The sequence below is a fragment of the Nonomuraea glycinis genome (assembly GCF_035920485.1).
Lineage (GTDB): Bacteria > Actinomycetota > Actinomycetes > Streptosporangiales > Streptosporangiaceae > Nonomuraea > Nonomuraea glycinis.
This window is the reverse complement of record NZ_CP109166.1, coordinates 7,240,977-7,267,409: the sequence shown is the minus strand read 5'-3', so window position 1 is coordinate 7,267,409 and position 26,433 is coordinate 7,240,977. Positions and strand designations below refer to the sequence as shown.

At 71.7% G+C, this 26,433-nt stretch carries 28 protein-coding genes; 10 read left to right on the top strand and 18 right to left on the bottom strand.

What is annotated here, in order from left to right; translation table 11 throughout:
- The first annotated feature begins 21 nt into the window (after positions 1–21).
- Positions 22–1,446 carry an NADP-dependent phosphogluconate dehydrogenase gene (gene gndA / locus OHA68_RS34020; RefSeq protein WP_189139204.1) on the top strand — a complete coding sequence of 475 codons (1,425 nt, stop codon included), beginning with the start codon at positions 22–24 and terminating at the stop codon, positions 1,444–1,446.
- A gap of 99 nt (positions 1,447–1,545) precedes the next feature.
- On the opposite strand, the gene OHA68_RS34015 is transcribed toward gndA, so the two are convergent.
- Genes OHA68_RS34015 through OHA68_RS33980 form a run of 8 tightly spaced genes read right to left on the bottom strand, consistent with a single transcriptional unit; the run spans position 1,546 to position 9,007 of the window.
- Positions 1,546–2,310: a thioesterase family protein gene (locus OHA68_RS34015; RefSeq protein ID WP_327103903.1), complete on the bottom strand. Its 765-nt coding sequence runs from the start codon at positions 2,308–2,310 to the stop codon at positions 1,546–1,548.
- A 44-nt stretch (positions 2,311–2,354) separates the two neighbouring features.
- Positions 2,355–3,731 carry an aldehyde dehydrogenase family protein gene (locus OHA68_RS34010; RefSeq protein WP_327103902.1) on the bottom strand — a complete coding sequence of 459 codons (1,377 nt, stop codon included), beginning with the start codon at positions 3,729–3,731 and terminating at the stop codon, positions 2,355–2,357.
- Positions 3,728–4,345 carry a thiamine pyrophosphate-dependent enzyme gene (locus OHA68_RS34005; protein ID WP_327103901.1) on the bottom strand — a complete coding sequence of 206 codons (618 nt, stop codon included), beginning with the start codon at positions 4,343–4,345 and terminating at the stop codon, positions 3,728–3,730. Before OHA68_RS34005 ends, OHA68_RS34010 begins: the two co-directional genes overlap by 4 nt.
- On the bottom strand, positions 4,345–4,878 hold the full coding sequence (locus OHA68_RS34000) for a thiamine pyrophosphate-binding protein (protein ID WP_327103900.1): 534 nt from the start codon (positions 4,876–4,878) through the stop codon (positions 4,345–4,347). The genes OHA68_RS34005 and OHA68_RS34000 overlap by 1 nt, the downstream gene beginning before the upstream one ends.
- A gap of 13 nt (positions 4,879–4,891) precedes the next feature.
- Positions 4,892–5,848: a threonine ammonia-lyase gene (locus tag OHA68_RS33995; protein WP_327103899.1), complete on the bottom strand. Its 957-nt coding sequence runs from the start codon at positions 5,846–5,848 to the stop codon at positions 4,892–4,894.
- Position 5,849: 1 nt separating this feature from the next.
- Positions 5,850–6,227, bottom strand: coding sequence for a RidA family protein (locus OHA68_RS33990; protein WP_327103898.1), 378 nt, complete (start codon positions 6,225–6,227; stop codon positions 5,850–5,852).
- Between the two features lie 13 nt (positions 6,228–6,240).
- Positions 6,241–7,698 carry an MFS transporter gene (locus OHA68_RS33985; protein WP_327103897.1) on the bottom strand — a complete coding sequence of 486 codons (1,458 nt, stop codon included), beginning with the start codon at positions 7,696–7,698 and terminating at the stop codon, positions 6,241–6,243.
- 37 nt (positions 7,699–7,735) lie between these two features.
- Positions 7,736–9,007 carry a metal-dependent hydrolase family protein gene (locus OHA68_RS33980; RefSeq protein WP_327103896.1) on the bottom strand — a complete coding sequence of 424 codons (1,272 nt, stop codon included), beginning with the start codon at positions 9,005–9,007 and terminating at the stop codon, positions 7,736–7,738.
- Between the two features lie 129 nt (positions 9,008–9,136).
- On the opposite strand from OHA68_RS33980, the gene OHA68_RS33975 reads away from it, so the two are divergent.
- Positions 9,137–10,144, top strand: a complete 1,008-nt coding sequence (locus OHA68_RS33975; RefSeq protein ID WP_327103895.1) for an Lrp/AsnC family transcriptional regulator — start codon at positions 9,137–9,139, stop codon at positions 10,142–10,144.
- On the opposite strand, the gene OHA68_RS33970 is transcribed toward OHA68_RS33975, so the two are convergent.
- Entirely contained in the window at positions 10,135–10,758 is a 624-nt protein-coding gene (locus OHA68_RS33970) for a TetR/AcrR family transcriptional regulator (RefSeq protein WP_327103894.1), read from the bottom strand. The two genes, OHA68_RS33975 and OHA68_RS33970, sit on opposite strands and share 10 nt — an antisense overlap.
- A gap of 81 nt (positions 10,759–10,839) precedes the next feature.
- Here OHA68_RS33970 and OHA68_RS33965 point away from each other — a divergent pair, with 81 nt between their 5' ends.
- Together OHA68_RS33965 and OHA68_RS33960 are read left to right on the top strand one after the other, a co-directional pair.
- Positions 10,840–11,694: an enoyl-CoA hydratase/isomerase family protein gene (locus OHA68_RS33965; RefSeq protein ID WP_327103893.1), complete on the top strand. Its 855-nt coding sequence runs from the start codon at positions 10,840–10,842 to the stop codon at positions 11,692–11,694.
- 88 nt (positions 11,695–11,782) lie between these two features.
- Positions 11,783–12,520, top strand: a complete 738-nt coding sequence (locus OHA68_RS33960; protein ID WP_327103892.1) for a hypothetical protein — start codon at positions 11,783–11,785, stop codon at positions 12,518–12,520.
- Between the two features lie 165 nt (positions 12,521–12,685).
- Here the strand turns inward: OHA68_RS33960 and OHA68_RS33955 are convergent, their stop codons facing one another.
- A complete protein-coding gene (locus OHA68_RS33955; RefSeq protein ID WP_327103891.1) occupies positions 12,686–13,039 on the bottom strand; it encodes a VOC family protein in 354 nt (117 codons plus the stop codon).
- A gap of 116 nt (positions 13,040–13,155) precedes the next feature.
- Between OHA68_RS33955 and OHA68_RS33950 the strand changes: the two genes are divergently transcribed.
- Both OHA68_RS33950 and OHA68_RS33945 read left to right on the top strand, forming a co-directional pair.
- On the top strand, positions 13,156–13,980 hold the full coding sequence (locus OHA68_RS33950; protein WP_327103890.1) for a helix-turn-helix transcriptional regulator: 825 nt from the start codon (positions 13,156–13,158) through the stop codon (positions 13,978–13,980).
- Positions 13,981–14,170: 190 nt separating this feature from the next.
- A complete protein-coding gene (locus OHA68_RS33945) occupies positions 14,171–14,599 on the top strand; it encodes a type II toxin-antitoxin system PemK/MazF family toxin (RefSeq protein WP_327103889.1) in 429 nt (142 codons plus the stop codon).
- 26 nt (positions 14,600–14,625) lie between these two features.
- Here the strand turns inward: OHA68_RS33945 and OHA68_RS33940 are convergent, their stop codons facing one another.
- On the bottom strand, positions 14,626–15,003 hold the full coding sequence (locus OHA68_RS33940; RefSeq protein ID WP_225277323.1) for a cupin domain-containing protein: 378 nt from the start codon (positions 15,001–15,003) through the stop codon (positions 14,626–14,628).
- A gap of 30 nt (positions 15,004–15,033) precedes the next feature.
- Positions 15,034–15,294 carry a Tm-1-like ATP-binding domain-containing protein gene (locus OHA68_RS33935; RefSeq protein ID WP_327103888.1) on the bottom strand — a complete coding sequence of 87 codons (261 nt, stop codon included), beginning with the start codon at positions 15,292–15,294 and terminating at the stop codon, positions 15,034–15,036.
- Between the two features lie 34 nt (positions 15,295–15,328).
- Between OHA68_RS33935 and OHA68_RS33930 the strand changes: the two genes are divergently transcribed.
- The 4 genes from OHA68_RS33930 to OHA68_RS33915 all read left to right on the top strand — a co-directional run bounded on the left by OHA68_RS33930 (position 15,329) and on the right by OHA68_RS33915 (position 19,742).
- The gene (locus tag OHA68_RS33930; RefSeq protein ID WP_327103887.1) at positions 15,329–16,693 is read left to right on the top strand and encodes an NAD(P)/FAD-dependent oxidoreductase; all 1,365 of its coding nucleotides are present in this window, start codon (positions 15,329–15,331) and stop codon (positions 16,691–16,693) included.
- Positions 16,694–16,754: 61 nt separating this feature from the next.
- Entirely contained in the window at positions 16,755–17,462 is a 708-nt protein-coding gene (locus OHA68_RS33925) for a DUF3152 domain-containing protein (RefSeq protein ID WP_327103886.1), read from the top strand.
- Between the two features lie 103 nt (positions 17,463–17,565).
- Positions 17,566–18,687, top strand: coding sequence for an MBL fold metallo-hydrolase (locus OHA68_RS33920; RefSeq protein ID WP_327103885.1), 1,122 nt, complete (start codon positions 17,566–17,568; stop codon positions 18,685–18,687).
- Positions 18,688–18,827: 140 nt separating this feature from the next.
- Positions 18,828–19,742, top strand: a complete 915-nt coding sequence (locus OHA68_RS33915) for a pirin family protein (RefSeq protein ID WP_327103884.1) — start codon at positions 18,828–18,830, stop codon at positions 19,740–19,742.
- 52 nt (positions 19,743–19,794) lie between these two features.
- On the opposite strand, the gene OHA68_RS33910 is transcribed toward OHA68_RS33915, so the two are convergent.
- The 6 genes from OHA68_RS33910 to OHA68_RS33885 all read right to left on the bottom strand — a co-directional run bounded on the left by OHA68_RS33910 (position 19,795) and on the right by OHA68_RS33885 (position 26,433).
- Positions 19,795–20,211 carry a VOC family protein gene (locus tag OHA68_RS33910; protein WP_189139211.1) on the bottom strand — a complete coding sequence of 139 codons (417 nt, stop codon included), beginning with the start codon at positions 20,209–20,211 and terminating at the stop codon, positions 19,795–19,797.
- Positions 20,212–20,216: 5 nt separating this feature from the next.
- Positions 20,217–20,597 carry a helix-turn-helix transcriptional regulator gene (locus OHA68_RS33905; protein WP_225277366.1) on the bottom strand — a complete coding sequence of 127 codons (381 nt, stop codon included), beginning with the start codon at positions 20,595–20,597 and terminating at the stop codon, positions 20,217–20,219.
- A gap of 183 nt (positions 20,598–20,780) precedes the next feature.
- On the bottom strand, positions 20,781–22,940 hold the full coding sequence (locus OHA68_RS33900; RefSeq protein WP_327103883.1) for a serine/threonine protein kinase: 2,160 nt from the start codon (positions 22,938–22,940) through the stop codon (positions 20,781–20,783).
- A gap of 37 nt (positions 22,941–22,977) precedes the next feature.
- Positions 22,978–23,934: an ABC transporter permease gene (locus tag OHA68_RS33895; protein ID WP_189139214.1), complete on the bottom strand. Its 957-nt coding sequence runs from the start codon at positions 23,932–23,934 to the stop codon at positions 22,978–22,980.
- Positions 23,931–24,902: an ABC transporter permease gene (locus OHA68_RS33890; RefSeq protein ID WP_189139215.1), complete on the bottom strand. Its 972-nt coding sequence runs from the start codon at positions 24,900–24,902 to the stop codon at positions 23,931–23,933. Before OHA68_RS33890 ends, OHA68_RS33895 begins: the two co-directional genes overlap by 4 nt.
- Entirely contained in the window at positions 24,895–26,433 is a 1,539-nt protein-coding gene (locus OHA68_RS33885) for a sugar ABC transporter ATP-binding protein (protein WP_327103882.1), read from the bottom strand. Before OHA68_RS33885 ends, OHA68_RS33890 begins: the two co-directional genes overlap by 8 nt.

Sequence of the window (26,433 nt, the reverse complement as noted above, 5' to 3'; positions counted from 1 at the left end):
ATCCCTCACAGAGGAGCTGACATGGACTTGGCAGATATCGGCGTCACCGGCCTGGCCGTGATGGGCCGCAACCTGGCTCGCAACCTGGCCAGGCATGGCTACACGGTGGCCCTGCACAACCGGTCGGAAGGCCGTACCCAAGAGCTCGTGCGGGAGTTCGGCGGCGAGGGGACGTTCGTGCCCGCGCGGGAGCTGGCGGACTTCGTCGCCTCGCTGAAGCGGCCCCGGCGGGCGATCATCATGGTGAAGGCGGGCGCCGGCACGGACGCGGTGATCGACCAGCTCGCGGCGCTCATGGAGCCGGGCGACATGATCGTCGACGGCGGCAACGCGCACTTCGCCGACACCCGCCGGCGCGAGGCCGCGCTGCGCGAGCAGGGCATCCACTTCGTCGGCAGCGGCATCTCCGGCGGCGAGGAGGGCGCGCTGCTCGGCCCGAGCATCATGCCGGGCGGTTCGAAGGAGTCCTGGGAGGCGCTCGGCCCGATCCTCCAGGACATCTCGGCCAAGGTGGACGGCGTGCCCTGTGCGGTGCACGTGGGCCCGGACGGCGCCGGGCACTTCGTGAAGATGGTGCACAACGGTATCGAGTATTCCGACATGCAGCTCATCGCGGAGTCGTACGACCTGCTGCGCCAGGCGCTCGGCGTCACCCCCGCCGAGCTGGCGGAGGTGTTCAGGCAGTGGAACGAGGGCGAGCTCGGCTCCTACCTGATCGAGATCACCGCCGAGGTGCTGGAGCAGGTCGACGCCGAGACCGGCAAGCCGTTCGTGGACGTGGTGGTGGACCAGGCCGAGCAGAAGGGCACCGGCCGGTGGACCGTGCAGAGCGCGCTGGAGCTGGGCGTGCCGGTGACGGGGATCGCCGAGGCGGTGTTCGCCAGGGCGCTGTCCGGTCACCCGGAGCAGCGGCGGGCCGCCAGGTCGCTGGAGGGTCCCGAGGTGTCCGGGGACGGTGCCAAGGAGCTGGTCGAGGACGTACGGCAGGCGCTGTACGCATCCAAGATCGTCGCCTACGCGCAGGGCTTCGACCAGATGGCGGCCGCGTCCAAGGAGTACGGCTGGGACGTGGACCTGGGCGCGATGGCCACCATCTGGCGTGGCGGCTGCATCATCAGGGCCAAGTTCCTGGACCGGATCCGCGCCGCCTACGACGCCGACCCGAACCTGCCGACGCTGCTGGCGGACCCGACGTTCGCGGCCGCGGTCAACCTGGCGCAGGAGTCCTGGCGCCGGGTGGTGACCACGGCGGTGCGGATCGGGGTGCCGACGCCCGGCTTCTCCTCGGCGCTGGCCTACTACGACGGGCTGCGGCGTGACCGGCTGCCCGCCTCTCTGGTGCAGGGGCTGCGCGACTACTTCGGCGCGCACACCTACCACCGGGTGGACAAGGAGGGCTCCTTCCACACCGACTGGTCGGGCGACCGCGCCGAGCACCCGGCCTAGCCGCCGAGCATCCGGCCCGGACGTCGAACGTCCGGGCCGGCCGACGCTGCGGGATCAGGTTCCCGCAAGCCTGCGCAGGGCGGCGGATCAGCTTTCCGCTTAAGTCCTGTGCAGGTTGGCGATGGCGGACACCAGGCAGTAGCCGATCGGTCCGGCCGCGTCGTGCACGGTGCACTGCCCGGCCGCGACCCCCTCGGTGCTGAGGTGACCGGTGGCGTCCATGCCGATCACCTCGCCCTCCGGCAGGCGCGCCAGGTTGAGCGTGTAGTCGGCGTTGATGAACTGCAGGCCGCCGCTGTCCATGCCGCTGAGAGGGCTGGCGAAGTCGGCGGCCAGCGCCGCCCGCACGAACGGGGAGAGCCTCTCTTCCTCGACGAGCGGGCAGGTCTCACGCATCCAGATCCGCCTGCGTCCCGGCCCGTTCCACCCCGGCAGCGACCACAGGTCGAACGGCGGGACCCAGCCGCCCGTGTGCTCAGGCGGCGGCCCGTCGGGCGGGCTCTCGTCCCACGCCGGGGTGACCGGCCGGTCGCCGGCGGGCTGCTCGCCCTTCCTCAGCAGGACGACGCTCGCCCGGCCGATCACGCCCCGCTCGGTGCTGAGCACGGCGTCGGCCACCCGGATCCGGCGCCCGTCCCTGACCAGGGCCACCTCGACGGTGATCGGCAGCATCGGGCTGTTGCGGAACAGGTCGACGGTGAGCCTGGCGAAGTGCATCTCCGGGTCGCCGTACTCCTCCTCGACGGCGCGGGCGGCGAGCCCGCCGATCAGGCGGCCGTGGAGCATGCCGGGGGCCCAGGGACTGCGGGCGTGCGGGGCGGGGACGAACCCTGCCGCGCCGCGCGTGAAGAACGCTGACGTCACAGAATGAGATTCTAGAGCAGCGCCGTCCAGGCGCGGCCAGGTCGTCACGCCGGGTGGACGCGCAGCGCCTGGACGTTGGCCAGTTCGTGCACCCCCCACCGGCCGAGTTCGCGGCCGTGGCCGCTGGCTTTGATGCCGCCGGTGGGCAGGCGCGGATCGGTCGCGGAGATGGTGTTGATGAAGACGGCTCCGGCCTGGATCCCGGCGCTCACGGAGGCGGCGTGCTCACCGTCCGTGCTCCACAGGCTGCTGCTCAGCCCGTAGCGGGAGGCGTTCGCGAGGGCGATGAGCTCGTCGTCGTCCGCGCCGGTCGTGAGCGCGCCGAGCGGCCCGAACGTCTCGTCGGTGAGCAGGACCGAGTCGGGCCCGTCCACTTCGACGATCGACGGCGAGAACCACGCCCCCGGCGCGGACTCGGGCGCGTCCACCCGCGCGATCACCCGGCCGCCGGCCGCCAGGGCCTGGGCGCGCTGGTCGCGAAGGGAGTCGCGCAGGTCGTGGCGGGCGAGCGGGCCGACGTCGGTCGTCTCGTCCGCCGGGTCGCCGACGCTCAGCTCGCGAACCCGCGGCACCAGCGCGTCCACGAACGCATCCCGTACGTCGCGGTGGACGAGGATCCGCTTCGCCGCGATGCAGCTCTGCCCGTTGTTGAGGAATCGGGAGCGCACCGCGGCGGCGGCCGCGGCCGGGATGTCGGCGTCGGCGAGGACGATGAACGGGTCGGATCCGCCGAGCTCCAGCACGCACTTCTTGAGCGCGGCGCCGGCCCGCGCGGCGACGAGCGCGCCCACCCGGTCACTGCCGGTGAAGGTGACGGCGGCGACACGCTTGTCCTCGATGACGTCCCCCGCCGTCGCCGCGTCGACGACGATCGTCTGCAGGACGCCCGCGCCGAACGCGTCCCGGAACACCTCCTCGACCGCCAGGGCACTGCCGGTGACGGACTCCGCGTGCTTGAGCACGACGGTGTCGCCGGCCGCGATCGCGGGCAGCATCGCCCGGATCACCTGCCACCACGGGTAGTTCCACGGGAGGATCGCGAACACCACCCCGATCGGCACGACCCGGACGATCCCGGCGTCGCCGTCGAGGTCGACGGTCTCCGGCCGCAGGATCTCGGGAAGCTCCCCGGCGTAGTGGCGGCAGGCGGTGACGCACTTGTCGATCTCGGCGCGCGCCTGCCGGATCGGCTTGCCCATCTCGAGCGTGACGAGCGCGGCGAGCGGCTCTCGCCGCTCCGCCAGGATGTCGCCGAGCCGGCCGATGGCGGCGACGCGGTCCGCCACGCCTGACCGCCCCCAGCGCGAGGCCGCGGCGCGGTCCAGCACCCGGTCGAGGTCCTGGGGAGTCGTGTACGGGTAGAAGTCCAGCTCGTCGCCCGTCGCGGGGTTGACGGTGACGATGCCGCTCACGCCGCTCACGTGGTGCCCCCGGTGCCCCCGGTGCCCCCGGTGCCCCCGGTGCCGGCATGCGCCTCACGGAGCCAGCGGGTGAACCGGCCGGTGATCGTGACCGGGTCGATCAGCAGTTTCTCGATGCCCTGGGCGTTGCCCTCCTCGATGCGGGCGTACAGGAACGCCGGTCCTGTGACGGTGAGCAGGTCGCCGAAGGCGGCCCGCAGCCCGTCGGCGGAGTCCGTGACCCGGGTGGTCCATCCCGCGGCGGCCGCCAGCCGGTCGAGGCCGACCCGCGACGAGTAGGTCGGCAGCGCCCCGGTCGACCCGTACACCCCGTTGTCGAGCAGCACGAGGAGCAGGTTGTCCGGGGCGAGGTAGCCGCCCGTGGGCAGGACGTTCGGGTTCATGAACAGCGAGCCGTCCCCCTCGATGCCGACGACCTTCGGCGCGGCGGGGTCCACGCTGAGCGCCAGCCCGGTCGCGACCGATCCCGCGAGGCCCATCGCGTCGAGGAGGTAGAGGTGGTTGTCGGCGTCCTTCACGGACGCCAGCTCACGGCTCGTCGCCGCGCAGGTCACCACCACGGGGTGCCGGCTCGTCAGGTCCGCGAGCACCGCGAGCGCTTCGATCCGCTTCATCAGGCGACCTTCCCGTCGGTGTGCCAGAAGGACCCGAGGACCACCACGGGCCGGTACGTCATGACGGCGTGCACGCCGGCCTCCCGCACGGTGTCGCGCCAGTCCTCGGCGCCGCTCCTGCGGTCCAGTTCGATGACCGGGAGTCCGACCGCGCGCAGGAGGGCCGGCACCGGCTGGCTAATGGAGTGGATCATCGAGTTGTACTCGCCGAGGCTGCCGCGGGTGTTCGCGAAGACGAGCAACGGCAGATGGTAGGAGAGCGTGAACGTGGTGAGCGCGGTGAGCGCGTTGCCGAAGCCGTTGTCCTGCATGACGACGGCGCCGAGCCTGCCGGTGAACGCGACCGCCCCCATGACGCCGACGGCCTCCTCTTCCCGCGAGAGCGGCGTGACCCGCGGCGAGACGCCGTTCGCCCCGCCGTCGGCGGCGACCAGCGCGTTGATGATCGGCGCCACGGTCACGGAGGGGATGTACCCGACGCGTGCGACGCCCGCTGTCCAGATGCCGTCGGCGACGGCTTCCGCATATGTCATGGTGTGTGACCTTTCATGAGGGAAGGGCGAGCGCGCGGGCCAGGACGGATGGGTCGATGTTGCCGCCCGACAGGACGGCGACCGCCCGCCCGTACCGGCCCGGAGCGGCGAGGTGCGCGGCGACGCTGAGGGCGCCGCTGGGTTCGGCGACGAGGTGGGCGCGACGCGCCAGCACGGCCACCGCGGCGAGGATCTCGTCCTCGCTCACCGTGACGATCTCGTCGACCGTCGCCTGGATGAGCGGGAAGGTGATCTCGCCCACGACCGGCGTGCGCGTGCCGTCGGCGATCGTGCTGTAGGTCGAGCGCGCGTCCCACTCGACCCGGCGTCCGCTCGCGAGCGAGTCGCGCGCGTCGGCGGCCAGCTCCGGTTCGACGCCGACCACGCGGGTTCGCGGGGACAGCGACGTGACCGCGACCCCCACGCCCGAGATGAGCCCGCCGCCGCCGATCGGCACCAGCACCGTGTCGATGTCGTCCAGGTCGTCGAGCGCTTCGAGAGCGAGCGTCCCCTGCCCGGCGATGACGTCGGCGTGGTCGAACGGCGGGATCAGCGTCATCCCGCGTCCGGCCCGCACGGCCTCGGCCTCGATCTCTCTTCGCTCGCCGGGGGCCATGACGATCTCGGCGCCCAATCGCCTGATCGCCTCCACCTTGACCGCCATTGCCCCGTCCGGCATGACGACCACGGCGGGGACGCCCACCGCGCGCGCCGCCCAGGCGATCGCCTGGCCGTGGTTGCCGCTGGAGTGCGTGACCACGCCCCGGGCGCGGTCGTCCGGGTGCAGCCGCCCGATCGCGTTCAGGGCCCCGCGCAGCTTGAAGGCCCCGATCGGCTGGAGGTTCTCCGCCTTCAGCCAGAGATCTCCCGGCGCCCAGGAGGCGGGCAGCAGCGGCGTGCGTACGACGTCCCCGGCGATCCGGGCCCGTGCCGCGACGACATCGTCGATGGTCACCGCTGGGGCGCCCATGTCAGACTCCCTCGCGTGCGGCGATGGCGTCGAACTCGACCCGGGCGCCGTACGGCAGCTCCGCGACGGCGACGCAGGTGCGGGCCGGCAGCGGCTCGGGCAGCGTCTCCTGGTAGATCGCGTCCATGGCGTTGCGGTCGTCCATCGACACCAGGTAGACGGTGATCTTCACGAGGTGGCGGAGTTCCAGGCCCGCCGAGGCCAGCTTGCTCCGTACGTTCGCGAGGGCTTGCCGGGTCTCGTGCGCGATGCCGCCTTCTACGAGCTCGCCCTCGGCGATGCCCAGCTGCCCCGAGAGGTAGACGAGCCGGCCCTCGCTCTCGCGTACCGGACTGTACGGATGCCGCGCCTGCGAGGGGCTCGTCGGTGCGAAGGTCATGCTTCCCGCCTTCCTAGAGATGACTCACGGGGACGCCCGTGACGACGTGGCCGCGCATCCTGCGTACCAGGAAGACCGTGGGAATGGCGGCGAGAACGAACACACCGGCCGCGACGGCGATGTAGGCGTGCACGCCGAGCGAGGAGTTCACCGTCTCTCCGCCGACGACGACATCGGTGGCCCCGAGGATGGCGGAGCCGATGAAGCTCATCGTCACCGAGCCGGCCGCGACCATGACCATCACCATGCTGGAGACGGTGCCCTGCCGCTCGGGAGGCGCGAGGATGGACGCGAGGTTGAACCCGGAGGTGACGAGCGATCCCGCCGTGAGACTGAACGTGAACGAGCAGATCACGGCGATCGGCAGGCTGCCCGCCCCGACGAGGAACATCACCAGGGAGGCGGCCGTTCCCAGCACGACACCGGCGGCCAGCGGCCAGGCCGGGCCCACCTTGGTCGCGATCGCGCCCGCGATGACGCCGCCGAGCATGATCCCGATCGACGGGACGCCGAACATCAGGCCGAGCGCCCCCGGGCCGGCGATCCCGTAGCCGAGGCCGTCCTCGGGAGAGACGGCGATCAGCAGGCTGAACAGGGCGAGCATGCTCCGGTAGGCGCCCGTGCCCATCACGACCACGAGCAGGCCGAGGCCGAGCACCAGGGAGACGCCCCGGATGTCGATCACGGGCTCCGGGATGCGGCTCAGCACGAAGTACCAGACCAGCAGGGCGACCACGCCACCGATGAGCAGCACGAGCGGAGCGACGCCGAGCCAGCCGAACTCCTGCCCCAGGCTGATGTACGTGAGCACGCCCGCGAGGCCGCCGCCGAGCAGGAGCGCCCCGGCGACGTCGACCTTGCCCGGGGTCCTGATCCGGGAGATCGGGATCACCAGGCGGACGAGGAACGCGGCCAGCGCCGCGAACGCCACGGAGACCACGAACACGAACCGCCAGCCGAACGCCTCGGTGGCGGGCTCCAGGATGAAGGCGCTGGCGATGCCGAAGACGGCGGAGCCCGAGGTGACGATCCCGGTCACCAGCATGGCGAACTTGGGCGCGCAGATGTCGCGGATGATCGCGACGGTGAGGAACAGGGCCGCCACCGCGGCGCCCTGCAGGGCCCGCCCGAGGACGAAGACGCCGATGTGGGGCGCGTACAGGCACACGACCCCGCCGAGACCGGCCACCAGCAGCGTGATGACGAGCACCCTGCGCTTGCCGTAGATGTCGGCGCTCTTGCCGAGCAGCGGCGCCCACATGGCTCCGGCCAGCATCGCGCTGGAATCGATCCAGGCGAACTGCGTGGTGTCGAAGGCGGCGCTCAGCTGCGGGAGGACGAAGGTCGGGGAGGCGAGCACGGTGTCGACCATGACGTTCACCAGGATGAGGATGGCGACATAGCCGACGACCCGGCCGGTCCAGCCGGTGTGCAGATCGGTCGTCGGTTTCTCTGCGGTGATGTCTCCCATGGGAATCTTCTTTCTGGTGTTTCGCGGGGGGATGGGATCAGGGGTTCCGGCCGGCCGCCGGCGAGGCGTCAGGAAACGTGAGCTTGCGGACGACGCCCTGCTGCGCGACCATCGCGAGGTTCTGGGGTGCCGCCAGGACGGCGATGTCCCGTAGCGGATCTTCGGTGCACAGGACGACGTCCGCCGCGTAGCCGGGTCGCAGCGTCCCGAGCGTGTCCCCCACCCCGAGCAGCCGGGCGCTGCCGGACGTCGCCGCGCGGATCGCGTCCATCGGCGACATACCCAGCTCGACCAGGCACGACAGCTCGAAGAGGTTCTGCCCGTGTGGGGTGATGCCGGCATCCGTGCCCACCGCGATGTTCACCTTCCTGGCGATGGCCGCGGCGATGTTCTCCTTGGCCCGCTCGTTCCAGCGCAGCTTCTTCTGGTAGCGCCACGGTGTGGTCGTGCGCGGGTCCAGCGGCTGGAAGACGGCCGACAGGGTCGGTACGAGGAAGGCCCCCTTCTCACCGAGGAGGTCACAGCCCTCGTCATCGATGCCGAAGCCGTGTTCGACCGAGCGGACGCCGCCCCGGATCGCGGCCAGGACGCCGGCCCGGCCCTGCGCGTGCGCGGCGACCGGGCGTTCCCGGTGGCGGCGCGCCTCGTCCACGACCGCCGCGATCTCCTCGTCGAGCAGGTCCTGGTCGTCGGGATCGTCGTGGGCGCTGCTGATCCCGCCGCTCGTACAGATCTTGATGAGGTCGGCGCCGGCGCGCAGCATCCGCCGCGCGGCCGTCCGCACGCCCACCACGTCATCGGCGAGCTCACAGTAGTCGAGCCCGAGGTCTTTCCCGCTGGGCAGGGTGCCGTCGGCGTGCCCGCCGGTGTGGCTGATCACGCCGACCGACGTCTGCAGGCGGGGGCCGGTGACGAGTCCCGCCGCGACGGCGTCGCGGAACCCGGCGGGCAGCCCGCCCAGGTCACGAGCCGACGTGATCCCGGCCTCGAGCGTCCGGCTCAGCCGTTCGGCCGTCTGCAGGACGCCCATGACGGGGTCGGTCAGCAGGGCGGCCTCCACGAGCGACCGGTCGGAGGCCACGCCCAGGTGGGTATGGCAGTCGAAGAGCCCGGGAAGGAGCGTTCCACCCTGGCCGTCGATCGTCCTGACACCGTCTTGAGCCTCGGGCGCCAGCGCCGCCGGACCCGCGTAGGTGATCCGGCCATCGGCGCCGGCCTCCAGGACGGCATCGTCCACGACCTCCGCGCTGACCCCGTCGATGAGCCGCGCATGGTGGATCCGCAGCGCGATTCCGTCGTTCAGTCTCACTCGTCGCCCTGTTCTCGTTGGCCCGGCTGTGGCCACCGACGGTAGGGTGACCTCGCGATTCAGCCGCGAAATTGCATGAAATCTCCATCTTTAATGGGTTTTTTGCAGGAAAGGTGTCATTTGCCTCCCGTGTCCTTCGACGAGCTCGACGTCGCGATCGTCGACGCCGTGCGATCGGCGCCGCGCGCGAGCTGGCGGAGCCTCGGGGAGGTGCTCGGGGTCGACCCGGCGACGGTGAGCCGCCGCTGGGCGCGCATGGAGTCCGAGGGCGCGGCCTGGGTGACCGCCCACCCCTCGGGCAGCGCGACTCCCGCGTGCGCCCTGGTGGAAGTCGACTGTACGGCGGGGCGATCGGCCGACGTCGCGCGCTCCCTCGCGGAGGACACGCAGGCGGCCACCGTCAAGGTGACCAGCGGCGCGCGGGACGTGCTCATGCTGGCCCAGGCGCCCGACCTCGACGCGCTGTCGGACTATCTGCTCAACCTCGTCGGCCGTTTCCCGGCGATCGCGAGGATCCGCAGCCATGTGGTCACCCGGTCGACCCTGGAGGCCAGCCGCTGGCGGGAGGGCGCGCTCAACCCCGAGCAGAAGCGCCGCCTCGGCTCCCACACGGGACTCCGGTCCGAGGACGCCGACGTCCTGGACGACTGCGACACCCGGATCCTCCGTGCGCTGCACCTTGACGGGCGGATGTCCTTCGCACGCCTCGCCCAGCGGGCGGGGGTCGGCCCGGTGTCCGTGCGCCGCCGGCTGTCGCGGATGCGGGAAGCGGGACTCATCACCTTCCGCTGCGACGTCTCCCGCCGGCTGTCCGCCCGGTCCGTCGCCGCGGTGTACTTCGGCTCCCTCGACGTACAGGACCTGAGAGCCGCCGAAGAGCGCATGCGCGCGCTACCGGGGGTCCGGGCCTCCACGTTCGTCGCCGGGCCCTTCAACGTGATCGTCGACGCCTCGCTGCGCTCGACCGCCGAGGTGCACGACCTCGAGTGGCGCATGGGCCAGGAGCTGCCGGAGCTGCGCGTTCAGGACCGCTCGGTGGTGCTGAACATGACCAAGCTGCTGGGTCGCGTCCTGGACAAGGAGGGGCGATCCATCCGTTCCGTGCCGCTCGTCCCTGAGGAGGGCGGTCAGCGGTAGGCGCGCAGGAACGCCTCGACCCCGTCGTCGATGATCGCCAGGATCTCCGGCTCCTCGCGCCGGTCCTCGATCGCGTCCAGCGTGAGGCCGATCGTGAGAGCCGTGAAGTGGCGTGCCGCCAGACCGGGATCCACGGCGCGGATCTCACCCTCCGCGACCAGCACGGCGAAGCGTTCGGCGAGCATCCGGTCGGGCCGGTCACGCGCGGCCTCGGCCAGCCGGGGGATCGGCCGCTGCAGCGAGGTCAGTCGCCGGAAGGTCACATAGTCGCAGGACGGGAACGCCTGGGTGACCAGTCGTCGCCCGAACGCCGTCAACGCCACGCGCAGCTCACGACCCGGCGCTAACTCCTCGTCGATCGCGGCGCGTACGGTGCTCACCAGCGCGTCGTTCACCCGCTCGAGCACCCGCAGGAAGATCGTCTCCTTCTCCCCGAAGTGGTCGTAGACGGTGCGCTTGGACACCTGCGCCAGCGCCGCGATGGCGTCCACGCTCGCCCGCTCGTAGCCCTCGGCGATGAACAGCGCCTCCGCCGCATCCAGGATCGCGGCCCGCTTGCCCTCGGACCGCCGGCGGCGGCCGGGAGTCTGAACCTCCGCGATGGCCCTCGACATGCGCTCAGCATACGCTAGGTTCTGAAAAACACACTTATGAGTGTGCTTTTTGGCGCCGGCCCACCACACGGAGGTAGTCACATGGCATTCGATCCGGCCGAGCACTGGGAGGGCTACCTGGCCCCGCCTTCGTTCGAGGAGTACTCGGCCAGGTACGCGGACTTCTTCCGGATGAGGCGCGAGGACGGCATCATCGAAGTCCGCCTGCACACCGACGACGGCCCGTACGCCCACAGCCCCGCCGCGCACAACGTCTGGACGCGCGTCTGGCAGGAGATCGGCAACGACCCCGGCAACCAGGTGCTGATCATCACGGGCACCGGCGACAAGTGGATGACGGGCAACCCGAAGGGGCTCAATCCCAAGCCCGCCTCCGACCTGGACCCCGACCACATCTACCAGCGGATGGCCGACGGCTGGAAGCTCATCGAGAGCTTCGTCAACAACATCGACATCCCGACGATCGCGGCGGTGAACGGCCCCGGCGTGCACACCGAGTTCGCCATGATGAGCGACGTCACGTTCGCCGCGCCGGACGCCGACTTCATGGACCCGCACTTCTGGCTGGGCTCCCCTCCCGGAGACGGCCAGGGCATGGCGCTCCAGGCGCTGATGGGCCCCAAGCGCGCCGCGTACTACATCTACGCGGCCAAGTCGATCCCGGCCGACAAGGCGCTCGATTGGGGGATCATCAGCGACGTACTCCCCCGCGAGCAGCTCCTCGACCGCGCGTGGGAACTCGCCCGGTTCATCATGAAGCGGCCGCGCTACACCCGGTGGGCCACCCACAACATCGTGTCGCGGCACTGGAAGAAGGCGGTGACCGAGGACTTCGGCTTCCACATGGCGCACCAGATGCTCGCCAACGTGGCCAGCAAGTCCGTGGTGCCCGACCCGGAACTGCTCGCCGACTCCGATACCCGCAAGCTGTTCTGAACCTCGCCTCGACAGGCCGGCTCGGCTTCGCACCGCCGGGCCGGCCCGTTCCCCGCAGGAACGCATCCCCTCAGGAAACGGAGGACGAATGACCGATCAGCCGGAGCGGCTGAACTCCGCGTCTCCGTGGCTCGCCGTGCGTGCGGCGCCGGTCCGTCCGGCAGCCGCCGAGTTCAGCGCGACGAGCGGCGACGACCTGCGGCGATGGGTCAGGCAGCAGGTCGCCGACTGGCCGGCACCGATCGCCATCGGCGCCGAGCGGCCGGAGATCCACGCGGACAAGCTCGTCTTCACGCCGTCACGACCCCCGAGCACCTACTACTGCGAGCTGCACGCGGACGGGTCCGCGCTCGGCGCGCTCCCGGTGGGGTCGCTTCGCGACAGCCCACCCGACGGCAGGCAGGTCTGGGCGCTCGGCGAGGGCGCCGTGGCGTGGATCACCATCGCGCTGGTACGTCTCACGGCGGCTTTCGCCGTTCACGCCACGGTTCTGGGCGATGCCGTCGTCGAAGCGACCATCGTCCCCTCCGCCGGCGCCGTGCCGACAGAGGTCTGGAACCACGCGAACAACCTGTACGGCCCGGCGGGAGACCGTCGGCTCACCGAGGTCGCCACCGCTCGCCGCACCGTCGACCTGGCCGCATGCCTGTCGTCCGGCCTCTCCGCGACGGCGCGACCACTCGTCATCGACCTGCTGACCCGCTTCGGTCTCGCCGGGTCCCGCCACCTCGACCCCGCCGGCGTCCTCCAGCGCAGACACTTCACCGGCCACGACGCGTTGATCCACGCATGGGCCGATGCGATCGGCATTCCATCCGAACCGTGACCGCGGCGAGAGGCGCCGCCGCTGTGACCCGCGGTCGCCGCACGATCTTCGACTCGGAATGATCACATGGTGGCCGCTTCACGCGAACTTCTCACTCAGGTACGAGGCAGCTTGCCGGTGGGTTGCCGATGCTTCCAGATCACTCATCAGGGATCGTCGGTGCTTCTAGCCCGCCGAGACGCAGAACGGGTGGCCCTCGGGATCGACGAGCACGGTCCACCCGTCGCCGCCCGGCTGGAACTCCGGCACCGTGGCCCCCAGCTCGGCCAGCTCCCGCTTGGCGACTCCGACGTCGGCGACAAGCAGGTCCAGGTGAACGTGCTTGGCATCGTTCGGCCAGCCGGGACCCTGATAGCCGTCGATCCGCTGGAAGGACAGCTGAACGGAGCCGCCATCGACCCCGGCCGAGTCGGCGTCGGCGTGCGACACCGTCCAGCCGGTGGCCTTGGCGTAGAACTCGGCGAGCGCGCCGGGTGCGGCGCAGTCGAACACGATCGAAGAGACAGCGGTAATGGTCATGAGCCCAGCCTGCCTGGAGCCGGCGCACCGGGTCTTGAACATCCTTGCGCCTCCCGGATCAGTGTCCGAGAGCTCGGTCCGTGAAACTGTCGTAGGCGCGGCGTAGCTTGTGCGTCATGCGTTCGGCTCGACGACTGGGGGCCTGGTCCGGATTCGCCTTGGATGCGGTGACCTGCCTGGACGATCATCCGCGGTGGTCGGCACCCGAGGTGAGCTCCGGCCACCGGATGGTGCTGGTCCGGCGCGGCCGGTTCCGGCGCGGGTCCGACGGCCACACCGCCGTCGTCGACCCCACCCTGGCCTATCTGGTTATCCCTGGCGAGGAGGAGCGCTTCGCCCACCCGGCGGGCGGCGACGAGTGCACCGCCCTCTACCTGTCCCCCAGCCTGTGGCGCACCCTCGCCGGCGACGACACCCGGCCGGCCCGCTCCACCGTCTACGTGGACGCCCGCCTGGAGCTGGCGCACCGGCGCGTGCTGTCCGCCGCCCGAGCCGGCGACCCCGCCTACGAGCTCGCCGAGGCCCTGCTGCCGCTCGTCTCCACCACCCTCAGCCAAGTCGCCGGCGCTCCCACCCCCGCGACCCCTCGAAGGTCACCAGGTCGCTCGGCCACCATCGTCGAAGCCGCCCGCGAGGCCATCGCCACCGGCCACCCCGCAGCCGACGGCCTGGTGCCGCTCGCCGAGCTCCTGACCGTGTCCCCCTACCAACTGAGCCGAGCCTTCACCCGAGAGCTCGGCGTCTCACTGACCCACCACCGCAACCGCGTACGGGTCAGCAACGCCCTCGACCGCCTGGAGCAGGGCGAAGCCAGCCTCGCCACACTGGCCACCGACCTGGGCTTCGCCGACCAGGCCCACCTCACCCGCACCGTCCGCCGCTACGTAGGCCACACCCCCAAAGCCCTCCGCCACCTCTTGACCCACCCACCTCACTCCTGAAGATCAAATCCAGCTGCCCCAACGCTCCGAGGCACCTCACACCCCCGACGCCATCACCCCACGGGAGCGCCCGGCAGCGGTAGCCCCACCCGATGGTGATGCCAGAAGGCGGTACACGAAGGAGGTGGTTCGAGGGGATATCGCGTGCCCCGCCTGGTGCGGGTGTGGGCGGGTTCCGTAGGATCCGACGGTGCGAGATTCAGGTGAAGACCCCCGGCCCGTCAAGGGCGCTGTGCGTGAGGTGTCGTCGGCGCAGGCCGTGAAGCTGTCCTACTCCCCCGATCTCGACGGTCTGGCCGACCCCGGTGAGATCGTCTGGGCCTGGGTGCCGTACGAGGAGGATCCTGGGCGTGGCAAGGACCGGCCGCTGCTCGTCGTGGGCCGCAGCGGGCGCGGGCTTCTGGGCATGATGCTGTCCAGCCAGGGCGACGACGGGCCCGAGTGGATGAGCGTCGGCGCGTGGGGGCGTGACGGGAAGGCCTCCTTTGTACGGCTGGATCGGGTGTTCGTGCTGGACGAGGACGACATCCGGCGCGAAGGAGCCATCATGGACGCCGACCAGTTCGTACGCGTCGCGGCCCGCCTGATGAAGCTGTACAACTGGTCCGCCGGCCGCTGACCCTGGCGGTCCATGATCGCCAGCCGTTACGGCTGGTGCCAGTGTGGGACCTGGCCCGGCTCGTGCAGGTGGTAGTCGGGGGCGCCCTCCAGGGCCTTCTCCTCGCCGCCCGGCGTATAGGTGACGATCAGGCGGAGTGGACGCCAGGTGGTGTTGTGCGTCGAGTGGAAGACGCCTCTCGGGATGTGCACGGTGTCGCCCTCCCGGATGGGGAACGGCTCGGCGTCATCGACCATCTGGCCGGCCTCGCCGGAGATCACGTAGAGGATCTCCTCGGCGTCCGGGTGGTTGTGGCGGGCGTGGCCCTGGCCGGGGTTGACGATGACCTCGCCCAGGGTGCTGCTGGCGCCCGGGACGAGCGACGGAGTGACGAACCACTTGATCGAGCCCCAGTCGAAGGTCATGGTCGACACATTGTCCGGATTTATCAGCATTTAGAGCTCCAGGTTCTTGAAGGCAGTGACCTGCTCGGTGATGGCCCGCTCGGTGGGCAGGCGCTCCATCGACGACGAGCCGCCCGCGCCGGCGGCTGCCGCGACGTGGTCATCGGGTACGTCCACCGGGTACGACACGCCCGGCTCGCCGGTGCCCATATCGATCACCAGAACGTCCCGGCCGAGCCCGATCAGCCTGTCACGCAGCCATCCGTATTCCTGGCCCTTGGTATCCAGCGTGCCGATGAGTACGACGGTCATCTTCCGACGTTAACCCGGCTGCGATCATTGGCCTATGCGTGTTGCAGTGATCGGGAGCGGCATCGTCGGCGCCGCCGCCGCTTACCACCTGAGCGGCCACGGCGTGTCCGTCACCGTGATCGACGGGGGTTACCGGGGCGAGGCGACGCAGGCGGGGGCGGGCATCGTGTGCCCGTGGGTGGACCATCCGGACGACGAGGACTGGTACCAACTGACCCGGGAGGGCGCCCGCCGCTACCCCGAGCTCGTCGGCGCCCTGGGCGAGGACATCGGCTACGCCCAGGTGGGGGCGCTCCTGGTGTCGGAGGAGCCCGCCGAGCTGGAGCCGGTGCGCGCCCTGCTGGCCCGCCGCTACGCGGAGGCGCCGGAGATGGGCGTGGTCTCGGACGTGACGGCGCCGTCGGCGCTGTTCCCGCCGATCGCCGAGGACCTGAGCGCGCTGCTCGTCCCCGGCGCCGCCCGGGTCGACGGGCGCGCGGTGCGGGACGCGCTCCTGGGTGCGGCCCTCCGCCAGGGCGCGGAGCTGCGTACGGGAACGGCGACGATCACCCCCGACGGCCAGGTGCTGGTACGAGCGGCGCGTGAGGCCGACGCGCGCGGCCGGTCGCTGTCCCCGCCTCCGCCCGAGGCACGCGGCACGACCGGCGGCCGACCGTCCTGGCGCCAGGGCGCCCCGGAACCCCCGTCACCTGAACGCCCAGGACGCGAGCCCGCCGGCGAGCACACGACCGGCCCGGAGGACGCCGGCACCCGCCCGCTGGGTGAGGATGCGGGCCCGCACGGTGCCGGGGTGGAGGAGGCGGCGGTTGTTGAGAGCGAGGCCGGTGGCGAGGGGGTGGTGGCCGGGAAGGAGATCGGCGTCGCCGCGGAGGGCTGGGCGGTGGTCGAGGCCGATGCGGTGATCGTGGCGGCCGGGGCCTGGACGGGTGAGGTGTGCCGGCCGCTCGGCGTGGAGCTGCCGGTCTTCCCGAGGCGCGGCCAGATCGTGCACGCCACCCTGGACGGCGTCGACACGGCCTGGTGGCCCATCGTGCTGCCCAGGAGCGGGCCGTACCTGCTGGGGTTCCCCGGCTCTCGCGTGGTGGTGGGGGCGACGGTGGAGGATGTCGGGTTCGCGCCGCGCGTCACGATGGGCGGGCTCGAGGAGGTGCTGCAGGCGGGGCTGCGGGTGGCGCCCGGCCTGTTCGGCGCGACGGTGACGGAGACCAGGGTGGGGCTGCGCCCGGTGTACGCCCCCGGGCCGCCGCTCATCGGCCGCGTCACCGATCGGGTGGCGGTGGCGACGGGCCTGAGCGCGTACGGCCTGACGGCGGGTCCGCTCACCGGGTCGCTCGTGGCCGGTCTGGTGCTGGGCGAGGAGCCGCCCATCGACCTGACTCCGTACGGTCCCCCTGGATGAGGAGCACAACCGCTCTTCTATGATCGAAGTCTCCCCACCGTGCTCGGAGGGGAAGGCGGCCATGCGCCGGTTCGTACTGCTGGTCCTGATGCTGCTGCCGGTCACGGCGTGCGGCGCGACGACGCCGAGAACCCGCGAGGTCTCCCCGCCCCCGGGCAGGACCGACGCCGAGGACGTGCCGCCCGGCGAACCCCCGGCGGCGGCGAAACCGCGGAGATCGCAGGTGCCGCGCGTGCCGAGGGCCGCGTCCGGCCATTACGCGGTGGTGCGCGGTGGGGCGGCCCCCAGGCGTGGCCGTGGGGCGGTGCTGCGCTACCTGGTGGAGGTGGAGCGGGGCCTGCCGTTCGACGGCCGCGCGTTCGCCGCCGAGGTGCACCGCACGCTGAACGACCCGCGCGGCTGGGCCCGGTTCCGGCGCGTCGACCACCCGCCGGTGCGGGTCCGCGTGGCCCTGTCCAGTCCGAGCCTGACCGACCGCGGGTGCCAGCCGCTGCGCACCGGCGGCGGCCTGTCGTGCTGGAACGGCACCCGCTCGATCATCAACGCCCTCCGCTGGGCCACGGGTGTCCCGCAGTACCGCGGCGACCTGGGTGCATACCGTCAGTACGTGATCAGCCACGAGGTCGGTCACGCCCTCGGCCATGATCACACCACCTGCCCCGGCCCCGGACGTCCGGCTCCGGTGATGATGCAGCAGTCGAAGTCGCTGGGCCGCTGCCGCCCCAACCCCTGGCCGCACCCCGGCAGGGACGACGGACCGGAGCGATAGCCGGGTTTTCTGACGTATCGCGACATATCGCTGCCAGTAGGGAACACAGCGGCCGTCGGGATCAGTTGAGCTGGGTGCGATTGACTTCATGAAGGAGTGTGCGATGGCAGATTTTCGGACAGTCCGGCGCATCCTGGCGGGAGGCGCGGCCCTGGCCGCCGCAGGATGGGCACTGCGGGATGTGCCCGCCGAGCTGGGCGTCCGGCCCCTGAAGTCGGGGCCGGAGCGGGCCGACAGGATACGGCGCTCGCCGCAGTTCAGGGACGGCACCTTTTTCAACCCGATGCCCGAGACCACCACCATGATGACGGCCCCGCCGGTGAACATGCTGGGCGAGCTGGCCAAGGACAGGGAGCTGCGCCGCCCGCCCGGCCCCGTCCCGGTGCGCGTGCCGCCGACCGGCGACCCCTCGCCGACCAGGCTACGGGCCATCTGGTACGGCCACGCCTCCACGCTGGTCGAGATCGAGGGGCGGCGGGTGCTGTTCGACCCGGTGTGGAGCGATCGGCCCTCGCCCTCGCGATTCGTCGGCCCCAAGCGCCTTCATCCGCTGCCCGTGGCGCTCAACCGGCTCCCGCAGGTCGACGCGGTCGTGATCTCCCATGACCACTACGACCACCTGGACCGGGAGACCGTGCGGACGCTGACCAGGACGCAGAAGGCGCCGTTCCTGGTGCCGCTCGGCATCGGCGCCCATCTGGAGCGGTGGGGCGTGCCCGCCTTCCGGATCATCGAGCTGGACTGGGACGAGGAGGCGCAGGTGGCGGGGCTGCGGTTCGTCGCCACGGCCGCCCGGCACTTCTCCGGCCGTACGCTCAGCCGTAACGACACGCTGTGGGGCTCGTGGGTGGTGGCCGGCGCGGCCAAGCGGGTCTTCTACGCGGGCGACTCCGGCTATTTCGAGGGCTACAAGGGGATCGGGGCGGCGCACGGGCCGTTCGACCTGACCCTGCTGCCGATCGGCGCCTACAACGCGTCCTGGCCGGACATCCACATGGACCCCGAGGAGGCCGTCAACGCCAACCTCGACCTGGGCGGCAAGCTCATGCTGCCGGTGCACTGGGCGACGTTCACCCTGGCGCTGCACCCGTGGGCGGAGCCGGTCGACCGGCTGTGGCGGGAGGCCAAGGCCCGCGACGTCGCGATCGTGGTGCCACGCCCGGGCGAGGCCGTCGACACCACCGCCGCCCCGGCGGTCGACGGCTGGTGGAAGACACTGGGCTGATCACGGGGGTACGAACCTCGCGGCGGCTCGCCGTACGGGCTACGCACGTGGCAGCGCTTCGCTGTGCGGGGCTACGTACGTGGCAGCGCTTCGCTGTGCGGGGTTTCGAGCGTCGGGGCGGCTCGCCGTACAGTCGCAGGATGAGCAATCTGGAGCGGGAGCCGCGTGAGGTGCGCTGCGCGGGCGGCGGGGGCGGGGAGAGCGAACTGCTGGAGGGGCGCCTGGTGCCGCTCGGCGGGCCGCGCGCGATGGCGGTCAGCAGGACGCTGCCCAACGTGCGCCGGCGCATGATAGGGGCCTGGTGCTTCGTGGACGCCTACGGTCCCGAGGAGACGGCGATGCGGGTGCCGCCGCACCCGCACACCGGCCTGCAGACGGTGAGCTGGCTGCTCACCGGCCGGGTGCTGCATCGCGACAGCCTCGGCAGCCTGCAGGAGATCCGTCCGGGCAGCCTCAACCTGATGACCGCCGGGCGCGGCATCTCGCACTCCGAGGAGTCGCGGCACGAGGCGCTGCACGGGGTGCAACTCTGGGTGGCGCTGCCCGGCGAGCGCCGGGAGGTGACGCCCGCCTTCGAGCATCACGCGGTGCTGCCCGTACGGGCCGGGACCGGCTTCGCGGCCACCGTGATCATGGGCTCACTCGGCGGGGAGGCGTCGCCCGCCACCGTGCACAGCCCGCTGGTGGGGGCGGAGGTGGCGGTCGACGGGAGTGCCGTGGTGCCGCTCGACCCGGCGTTCGAGCACGGATTGCTGCTGCTCGACGGGGCCATCGAGCCGCTGCGCCCCGGCCCTCTGCTCTACCTGCCGCCCGGCCGCGACAGCCTGCGGGTCAGCGGTCAGGGGCGGATGCTGCTCATCGGCGGCGAGCCGTTCGGCGAGGAGATCGTGATGTGGTGGAACTTCGTCGGCCGCGACCATGACGAGATCGTCGCCTTCCGCAAGGAGTGGACGGAGGGCACGGGCTTCGGCTCCGTCCAGGGGTTCGACGGCGAGCCGCTGCCCGCCCCCGCCCTGCCGGGGACCCGGCTGCGCCCGCGCGGGCGGGTGCGTTGAGTCCCCCCGGCTGCGACCGCGCGCGGGCGAGTGCGTTAAATCCCCCGGCCTCTCACTGGGCGCGGGGCTGGCTGAAGCGCAGCATGTTGCCGGAAGGGTCGCGGAAGGCGCAGTCGCGCACGCCGTACGGCTGGTCGATCGGCTCCTGCAGCACCTCGCCGCCGGCGGCGCGGACGCGCTCGAAGGTGGCGTCGCAGTCGTCGGTCCTGAAGATGACGGCGCGCAGCAGGCCCTTGGCCAGCAGCTCGGCCATGGCCTCCCGGTCGGCGGGCGAGGCGTTCGGGTCCGCGAGGGGCGGTTCGAGGACGATGTCCACGTCGGGCTGCGCCGGTGACCCGACGGTCACCCAGCGCATCCCCTCGAAGCCGACGTCGTTGCGCACCTCCAGGCCGAGGGCGTCGCGGTAGAAGGTGAGCGCCTTGTCGTGGTCGTCGACGGCGATGAAGCACTGTGCGAGCTTGATGTCCATGCGTTTCACCCTAGGGAGGGGTCTGCCGCCTTGGCTTCTCCGTTCCTGACGGGTCGCGTGTAGATCTTGGCGACGCACGCCGGGATGGTGGCACCCTCGTCATGGCCACGGGCCCGGTAGGCGCTCGGGCTCTCGCCGACCAGCTCGGTGAACCGCGAGCTGAACGACCCCAGTGACGTACAGCCGACCGCGAAACAGACCTCCGTCACCGACAGGTCGCCCCGCCGCAGCAGCGCCTTGGCCCGCTCGATCCGGCGGGTCATCAGATAGCTGTACGGCGTCTCGCCGAAGGCGGCGCGGAAGCTGCGGGAGAAGTGACCCGGCGACATGAAGGCACCGCCGGCCAGCGCCGGAACGTCGAGCGGCTCGGCGTAGTCGCGGTCCATCCGGTCACGGGCCCGGCGCAGCCGGACGAGGTCCTCCAACGTCACCCGACCAGCATCCCACAGCGCCGCGCCACCGCCGCGCCGCAGTCCTCGCAGCTCCAGAGCGCGGCTACCGCCCCTCCCGGACGTGGGCAGCGGTGGGCTGTCACGCTCAAGTCCGCAGCTCCGGCACGTGGGCGCGAGCTAGTCGGTGTAGGTGTAGGTCACGCTCAGGTCCGCCGCTCCGGTCGGCGCGTCCACCAGCACGCGGACCGGGTTGCCGGTGAAGTCCACGACCTGCGCCTGGTGTCCCTGGCCGCCGGTGTCCGGCCGGACCCAGCAGATCAGGTGGTCGTCGTCGTACCAGTTGGCCAGGTTGGTGCAGCGGTTGTCGAAGCGCTCCAGCTCCAGCCCGGAGAGGGAGTCGTACACGCAGGCGGTGCCCGTGGCGAGCCCTGGGCAGTTGGTGACGAACTTCTTCCCCGACGGGGAGAACAGGTAGTCGGCGACGCCCGCGCCCACGTCGGGGATGCTCCGCAGGCGCCGGCCGTCGCCGTCGAAGAAGCGCAGGGCCTGCCGCCTGGCCCCGACGGCCAGAGCCACCACGCCGCCGCCCGCGGGGGCGAAGCCGTAGCGGATGTCGCTCAGCCGGCTCTCCCTGAGCGCGGCGACGGTGGCGGTGCGCCTGGTCACGTCCACGACGGCGAAGCCGGTCGACTGCCACGAGTCCTTGATCGGGGTGCCGACGTTGAGCAGCAGGCGGCGGCTGTCGCGTGACCAGGCCTGGACGTAGGCGCTGAGCGGCCTGCGGACCACGTCGACGGTGGAGGTCCGGCCCGTCATCTTGTCGGTGATCTTGACGCTGTCGTAGCCGTTGCGGTAGCGCTTGCCGCGCCGGGCCAGGTAGCGGCCGTCGGGCGACAGAACGCTCTCCCACACATCCGCATATTTCCGGAATCTTCCGGAGAGGGAGTCGCGGGTGTAGTACACCCACTGCTTCGCTTTCGCGCTGTAGACCGAGTACGTGGTCAGCCGGGCGGTGTCGGACGGGTGCTCGAAGAAGGTGGCGTCCGTGCCCGGCAACGGCGAACTGACCAGGTTCGCGGTCCGCACCGGCGTGGGGGTCGGGCTGCCGGCCGGGGTGCCCGTCAAGGCGGTGGACCGCACACGGGGCCTGCCGTCCAGGTCGTTCACCGAGACGAGGACCACGGCGACCGTCGTGACCAGCGCCACCCCGACCGCGACGGCCCCGACCACCCACCCTCTCCGTCCTGACCCCCGGACCGGCTCGCCCGCCTTCTCCCGAACAGGATCGCCCGCCGCCTCCCGGCCAGACTCGACCGCCCTCTCCCGGACAGACTCAACCGCCGCCTCCCGGCCAGGCTCGACCGGCGGATTCGGCCGGTGGCCGCTGACCAGGGCGGCGGCCCGCTCCCGCTCGCGCTGCCCGGACGCCGGGTGCTCCATCAGGCGGAGGATCACTCGCTCGGCGGTCGGCCGGCGGGCCGGATCCTTCGCCAGGCAGGTGGCCACGACGCCGCGTAACGGCTCGGCCAGCCCGGTGAGATCCGGCTCGTCGTACAACACCCGCCGGACGATCTCGGGCGCCGACGCGGCGGCGAACGGCCCGACGCCGCCGGCGGCGAACGGGCCCACGCCGTCGGCGGCGAACACCAGGGTGCTCGCCCAGGCGAACATGTCCGCCGCAGGCCCCGCCGCCCGCCCCAGAAGCTGCTCAGGAGCCATGAAGGCGGGGTCACCCACAGGCTCGGCCCCGATCGCCGCGTCCGCGTCGAACGCGCCGGCATCGAGCGCGTTGACGTCGAACGCGCCGGCGTCGAACGCCTGAGCGTCGAACGCCTGGCCGTCGAACATCTGGCCGTCGAACGCCTGGGCGCGGCCGAAGTCGATGACGCGCGGCCCTTCGCCGCCCAGCAGCACGTTGTCCGGGTCGAAGGCGCGGTGCACGATCCCGGCCTGGTGGATGGCGGCCAGCGCGGTCGCCGTGCCGATCGCCAGCCGGTGCAGCCCCGAGCCCGCCCACGGCCCGTCCCGCGCCACCGCCTGCCGCAGCGACGGCCCGTCGACGTACTCGCTCACGATGTACGGCCGGTCCTCGTGCACCCCGGTGGCCAGCACCTTCGCCGTGCAGAACGGCGCGACCCGCCGCGCCAGCGCCGCCTCGCGGGCGAAGCGCCGGGCGGCCACCGGGTCACCGGCCAGGTGCGGCCTCAGCCACTTGATCGCCACCTGGCCCCCGTCGTCGCCCGCGCCCAGGTAGACGACTCCCCGCTCGCCCTCGCCCAGCCGTCCCCGGATGGCGTAACCCCCGAGCACGGCAGGATCTTCGACAGTGGGCGGCATGCCCCGATTATGGCCGTTACGCGAAGCCGCCGAAGCCTCAGGACAGCCGTTGCGCCTTGCTCAGCAGCCGCTGCGCCACCACGACCAGCGCCAGGAACAACCCGCTGACCACCTGCTGGAAGGCCGAGGTCAGGTTGCCCACCTGGTTGATCAGACTCTGGATGACCCCCAGCAGCAGCACCCCCGCCACCGTCCCGGTGATGCCGCCCGCGCCCCCGGTCAGCAGCGTGCCGCCGATCACGACGGCCGCGATGACGTCGAGTTCGAGGCCGATGCCGAGGATGGTGACGCCGGAGGAGAGCCGGGCCGCGTTCAGCGCTCCGGCCAGCCCGGCGAGCAGCGCGGACATGACGTACACGCGGATCTTGGTGCTGGCCACGGGCACGCCCATGAGGGCGGCCGCCTGCTGGTTGCCGCCGATGGCGTAGACGTTCTGCCCGAAGCCGGTCCGTTGCAGCAGCACCATGGCGGCCAGGGCGAGCCCGATGGTGATGTACACAGGGTAGGTCAGGCCGAGGATCTGCCCCTGGCCCAGCGCCGCGAAGGCGGGGTCCTTCACCAGGTAGGTGGTGGCGCCCTCGTCGGACAGGGCCAGCATGAGGCCGCGGACGCCGAGCAGCCCGGCCAGGGTGACGATGAACGGCGCCATCCCGGTCCTGGCGATGATCACACCCTGCAGCAGACCGACGAGCCCGCAGGCGGCCAGGGGCAGGACCAGGGCGACGAGCAGCCCGTACTGGGAGCCGTAGGCCGCCAGCACCCCGCCGAGGACGAACAGCGACCCCACGGACAGGTCGATCCCGCCACTGATGATCACGAACGTCATGCCGATGGCGATGATCGCCAGGAAGGACGAGGACACCACGACGCTGGCGGCGTTGTCGAACCTGGAGAACGAGTCGAAGGCCAGGCTGCCCACGAGCACCAGCAGAGCCAGCACCATGAGGGCGCCGTGCTGCTGGAGGGTCCGGCTCACCTGTTCGCGAGAGGTCATCGGGTCCCACGCTCCCTGGTGGCGTAGACGGCGGCCAGGATGATCCCGGCCTGGACGATCTGCGTCCACGACTGTGGCAGGTTATGCTTGATCAGGGTCGCCGCGAGCAGTTGCATGAGCAGGGCGCCCATGACCGTGCTGAGCACCCTGATCCGCCCGCCGGTCAGCGGGGTGCCGCCGACCACGACCGCGGTGATCGCGGACAGCTCGATGAACAGGCCGAGCGAGGTCGGGTCGGCCGCCTGCAGCCTGGCGGTGGCCAGCACGCCGGCCAGCGCCGCGAGCAGCCCGGAGATGACGTACACGCTGAGCAGCACGCGCTTGACCGGCAGGCCGGACAGCTCGCTGGCCGTCCGGTTGCCGCCGATGGCGACCACCTGGCGGCCGAACGTGGTGCGCCGGACCACGAACATCATCAGCAGCGTGAGCGCGCCCGCGATGAGCACGATGATCGGGATACCGGCCACCGAGCTGCTGCCGAGCGCGATCAGCCCGGCGCTGCGGAACTCGACGAGCTGCGGCACGAACACGTTGGCCAGGCCGCGCACCCCGACGAGCAGCGCGAGGGTGGCGACGATCGGCTGGACGCCGACGTAGGCGACCAGCGCCCCGCCCGCCGCCCCGGCGACGGCGCCGCCGACCAGGGCGACGATCAGCGCCGGCAGCCATCCGTAGCCGAGGTAGAGCACGACCACGGCGGCGGCCAGCGACATGATCGAGCCGACCGACAGGTCGATGCCCTGGGTGCCGATCACCAGCGCCATGCCGAGCGAGACGATGACGATGGGCGTGACCTGGACGAGCTGGGTGCGGAAGTTGGAGGCGTCCAGGAAGTACGGCGTGAACAGCACGTTGAACAGCAGCAGCGCCAGCACGGCCGCGTACACGCCGTAGTCCTGCACCCAGGCGTAGACGCGCGGCTTGAGCACCGCCATCCGCTCGCTCCGCGGCGAGGTGAGCTCAGCCATCCGCCTGCTCCGCGATCGTTGCCATGATTCTCTCCTCGGTGACGTCGTCGCCGGACAGCTCTCCGACGACCGCGCCCTCGCGCAGCACCAGGATGCGGTCGGCGCCCTCGACGAGCTCCTCCAGGTCGGAGGAGATCAGCAGCACCCCCAGCCCTTCGGCCGCCAGCTCGTCGATCAGCGCCTGCACCTCGGCCTTGGCGCCCACGTCGATGCCGCGGGTGGGCTCGTCGAGCAGCAGCACCTTGGGCCGGACGGCGAGCCAGCGGGCCAGCAGGACCTTCTGCTGGTTGCCGCCGGACAGCTCGGACACGAGCTGGTTCGGCGAGGCGGCCTTGATCCGCAGCCTGCGCATGAAGATCTCCACCACCCGGTCGATCTTGGTGTCGGAGACCACGCCGGCCGTGCCGAGCGAGGGCAGCGCCGCCAGCGCGATGTTCTCCCGCACCGACAGCGTCGGGATGATGCCCTCGGCCTTGCGGTCCTCGGGCAGCAGGCTGACGCCCGCCCTGATGGCCGCCTTGGTGGAGCCGCCGCGCAGCGGCAGCCCCCCGACGATCACCTGCCCGCCGTCGATGGGCATCGCGCCGACGATGGCCTTGGCGGTCTCGGTACGGCCGGCGCCGAGCAGGCCGCCGAGCCCGACGACCTCACCCGGTCTGACGGATACGTCCACGCCGTCGAGCACGTGCCGCCGGGTGAGGCCGCGGGCTTCGACGACCGGCTCGGCCTGCTGGTCGACGGAGGTCCCGGCGGCGAGATGCCGGTCGCGGGAGAACTTCGTCATGCCCGAGCCCCGCACCTCGCCCAGGTCGCGGCCGAGCATGAGCGAGATGAGCTGCAACCGCTCCAGCTCGGCCAGCTGCCCGGTGTGCGCCAGCCGGCCGTCGCGGAGCACGGTGACCCGGTCGCACACCTGGTAGAGCTCGTCGAGCCGGTGGCTGACGTACATGACGGCGATGCCGCTGTCGCGCAGCCGCCTGATCACCCCGAAAAGGGTCTCGACCTCGCGCGGTTCCAGGGAGGAGGTGGGCTCGTCCATGATGACCACCCGCGCGTCCACCGAGACGGCCCTGGCCAGGGCGACCATCTGCTGGGCGCCGATGCCGAGGTCGCGCAGCGGCCGGCGGACGTCGGTCTCGACGCCGTAGCCGGCCAGGACGCGCCCGGCCTCCTCGTACATCGCGCCCGCGTCGATGACGCCGAAGCGGCCGCGTGGCTCGCGGCCGAGCAGCAGGTTGCGGGCCACGCTCATCATGGGGACGAGGTTGACCTCCTGGTAGATGGTGGAGATGCCGGCGTGCTGCGCGTCCATGGGTGTGCCGAACACGGCGGGCCGCCCCTGGTGGAGCAGCTCGCCGCCGTCCGGGTGGTACACGCCGGTGAAGACCTTGATCAGCGTTGATTTGCCGGCGCCGTTCTCCCCTACAAGGGCGTGCACCTCGCCCGGGTGAAGGGCGAGGGACACGCCGTCGAGAGCGAGCACGCCGGGGAAGCGCTTGCTGATCCCCTTGGCCTCGAGTACCGGTTCCAA

Bases quoted from the DNA above. Each gene is read 5' to 3' on its own strand.
- OHA68_RS33900 (WP_327103883.1), bottom strand. From the start codon at position 22,940: ATGCCGCCCACTGTCGAAGATCCTGCCGTGCTCGGGGGTTACGCCATC.
- OHA68_RS33910 (WP_189139211.1), bottom strand. From the start codon at position 20,211: ATGGACATCAAGCTCGCACAGTGCTTCATCGCCGTCGACGACCACGAC.
- OHA68_RS34000 (WP_327103900.1), bottom strand. From the start codon at position 4,878: ATGACATATGCGGAAGCCGTCGCCGACGGCATCTGGACAGCGGGCGTC.
- OHA68_RS33970 (WP_327103894.1), bottom strand. From the start codon at position 10,758: ATGTCGAGGGCCATCGCGGAGGTTCAGACTCCCGGCCGCCGCCGGCGG.
- OHA68_RS33985 (WP_327103897.1), bottom strand. From the start codon at position 7,698: ATGGGAGACATCACCGCAGAGAAACCGACGACCGATCTGCACACCGGC.
- OHA68_RS33920 (WP_327103885.1), top strand. From the start codon at position 17,566: ATGGCAGATTTTCGGACAGTCCGGCGCATCCTGGCGGGAGGCGCGGCC.
- OHA68_RS33995 (WP_327103899.1), bottom strand. From the start codon at position 5,848: ATGGGCGCCCCAGCGGTGACCATCGACGATGTCGTCGCGGCACGGGCC.
- OHA68_RS33915 (WP_327103884.1), top strand. From the start codon at position 18,828: ATGAGCAATCTGGAGCGGGAGCCGCGTGAGGTGCGCTGCGCGGGCGGC.
- OHA68_RS33990 (WP_327103898.1), bottom strand. From the start codon at position 6,227: ATGACCTTCGCACCGACGAGCCCCTCGCAGGCGCGGCATCCGTACAGT.
- OHA68_RS33925 (WP_327103886.1), top strand. From the start codon at position 16,755: ATGCGCCGGTTCGTACTGCTGGTCCTGATGCTGCTGCCGGTCACGGCG.
- OHA68_RS33965 (WP_327103893.1), top strand. From the start codon at position 10,840: ATGGCATTCGATCCGGCCGAGCACTGGGAGGGCTACCTGGCCCCGCCT.
- gndA (WP_189139204.1), top strand. From the start codon at position 22: ATGGACTTGGCAGATATCGGCGTCACCGGCCTGGCCGTGATGGGCCGC.
- OHA68_RS34005 (WP_327103901.1), bottom strand. From the start codon at position 4,345: ATGAAGCGGATCGAAGCGCTCGCGGTGCTCGCGGACCTGACGAGCCGG.
- OHA68_RS33935 (WP_327103888.1), bottom strand. From the start codon at position 15,294: ATGACCGTCGTACTCATCGGCACGCTGGATACCAAGGGCCAGGAATAC.
- OHA68_RS33930 (WP_327103887.1), top strand. From the start codon at position 15,329: ATGCGTGTTGCAGTGATCGGGAGCGGCATCGTCGGCGCCGCCGCCGCT.
- OHA68_RS33950 (WP_327103890.1), top strand. From the start codon at position 13,156: ATGCGTTCGGCTCGACGACTGGGGGCCTGGTCCGGATTCGCCTTGGAT.
- OHA68_RS33905 (WP_225277366.1), bottom strand. From the start codon at position 20,597: ATGGACCGCGACTACGCCGAGCCGCTCGACGTTCCGGCGCTGGCCGGC.
- OHA68_RS33890 (WP_189139215.1), bottom strand. From the start codon at position 24,902: ATGGCTGAGCTCACCTCGCCGCGGAGCGAGCGGATGGCGGTGCTCAAG.
- OHA68_RS33960 (WP_327103892.1), top strand. From the start codon at position 11,783: ATGACCGATCAGCCGGAGCGGCTGAACTCCGCGTCTCCGTGGCTCGCC.
- OHA68_RS33895 (WP_189139214.1), bottom strand. From the start codon at position 23,934: ATGACCTCTCGCGAACAGGTGAGCCGGACCCTCCAGCAGCACGGCGCC.
- OHA68_RS33955 (WP_327103891.1), bottom strand. From the start codon at position 13,039: ATGACCATTACCGCTGTCTCTTCGATCGTGTTCGACTGCGCCGCACCC.
- OHA68_RS33940 (WP_225277323.1), bottom strand. From the start codon at position 15,003: ATGACCTTCGACTGGGGCTCGATCAAGTGGTTCGTCACTCCGTCGCTC.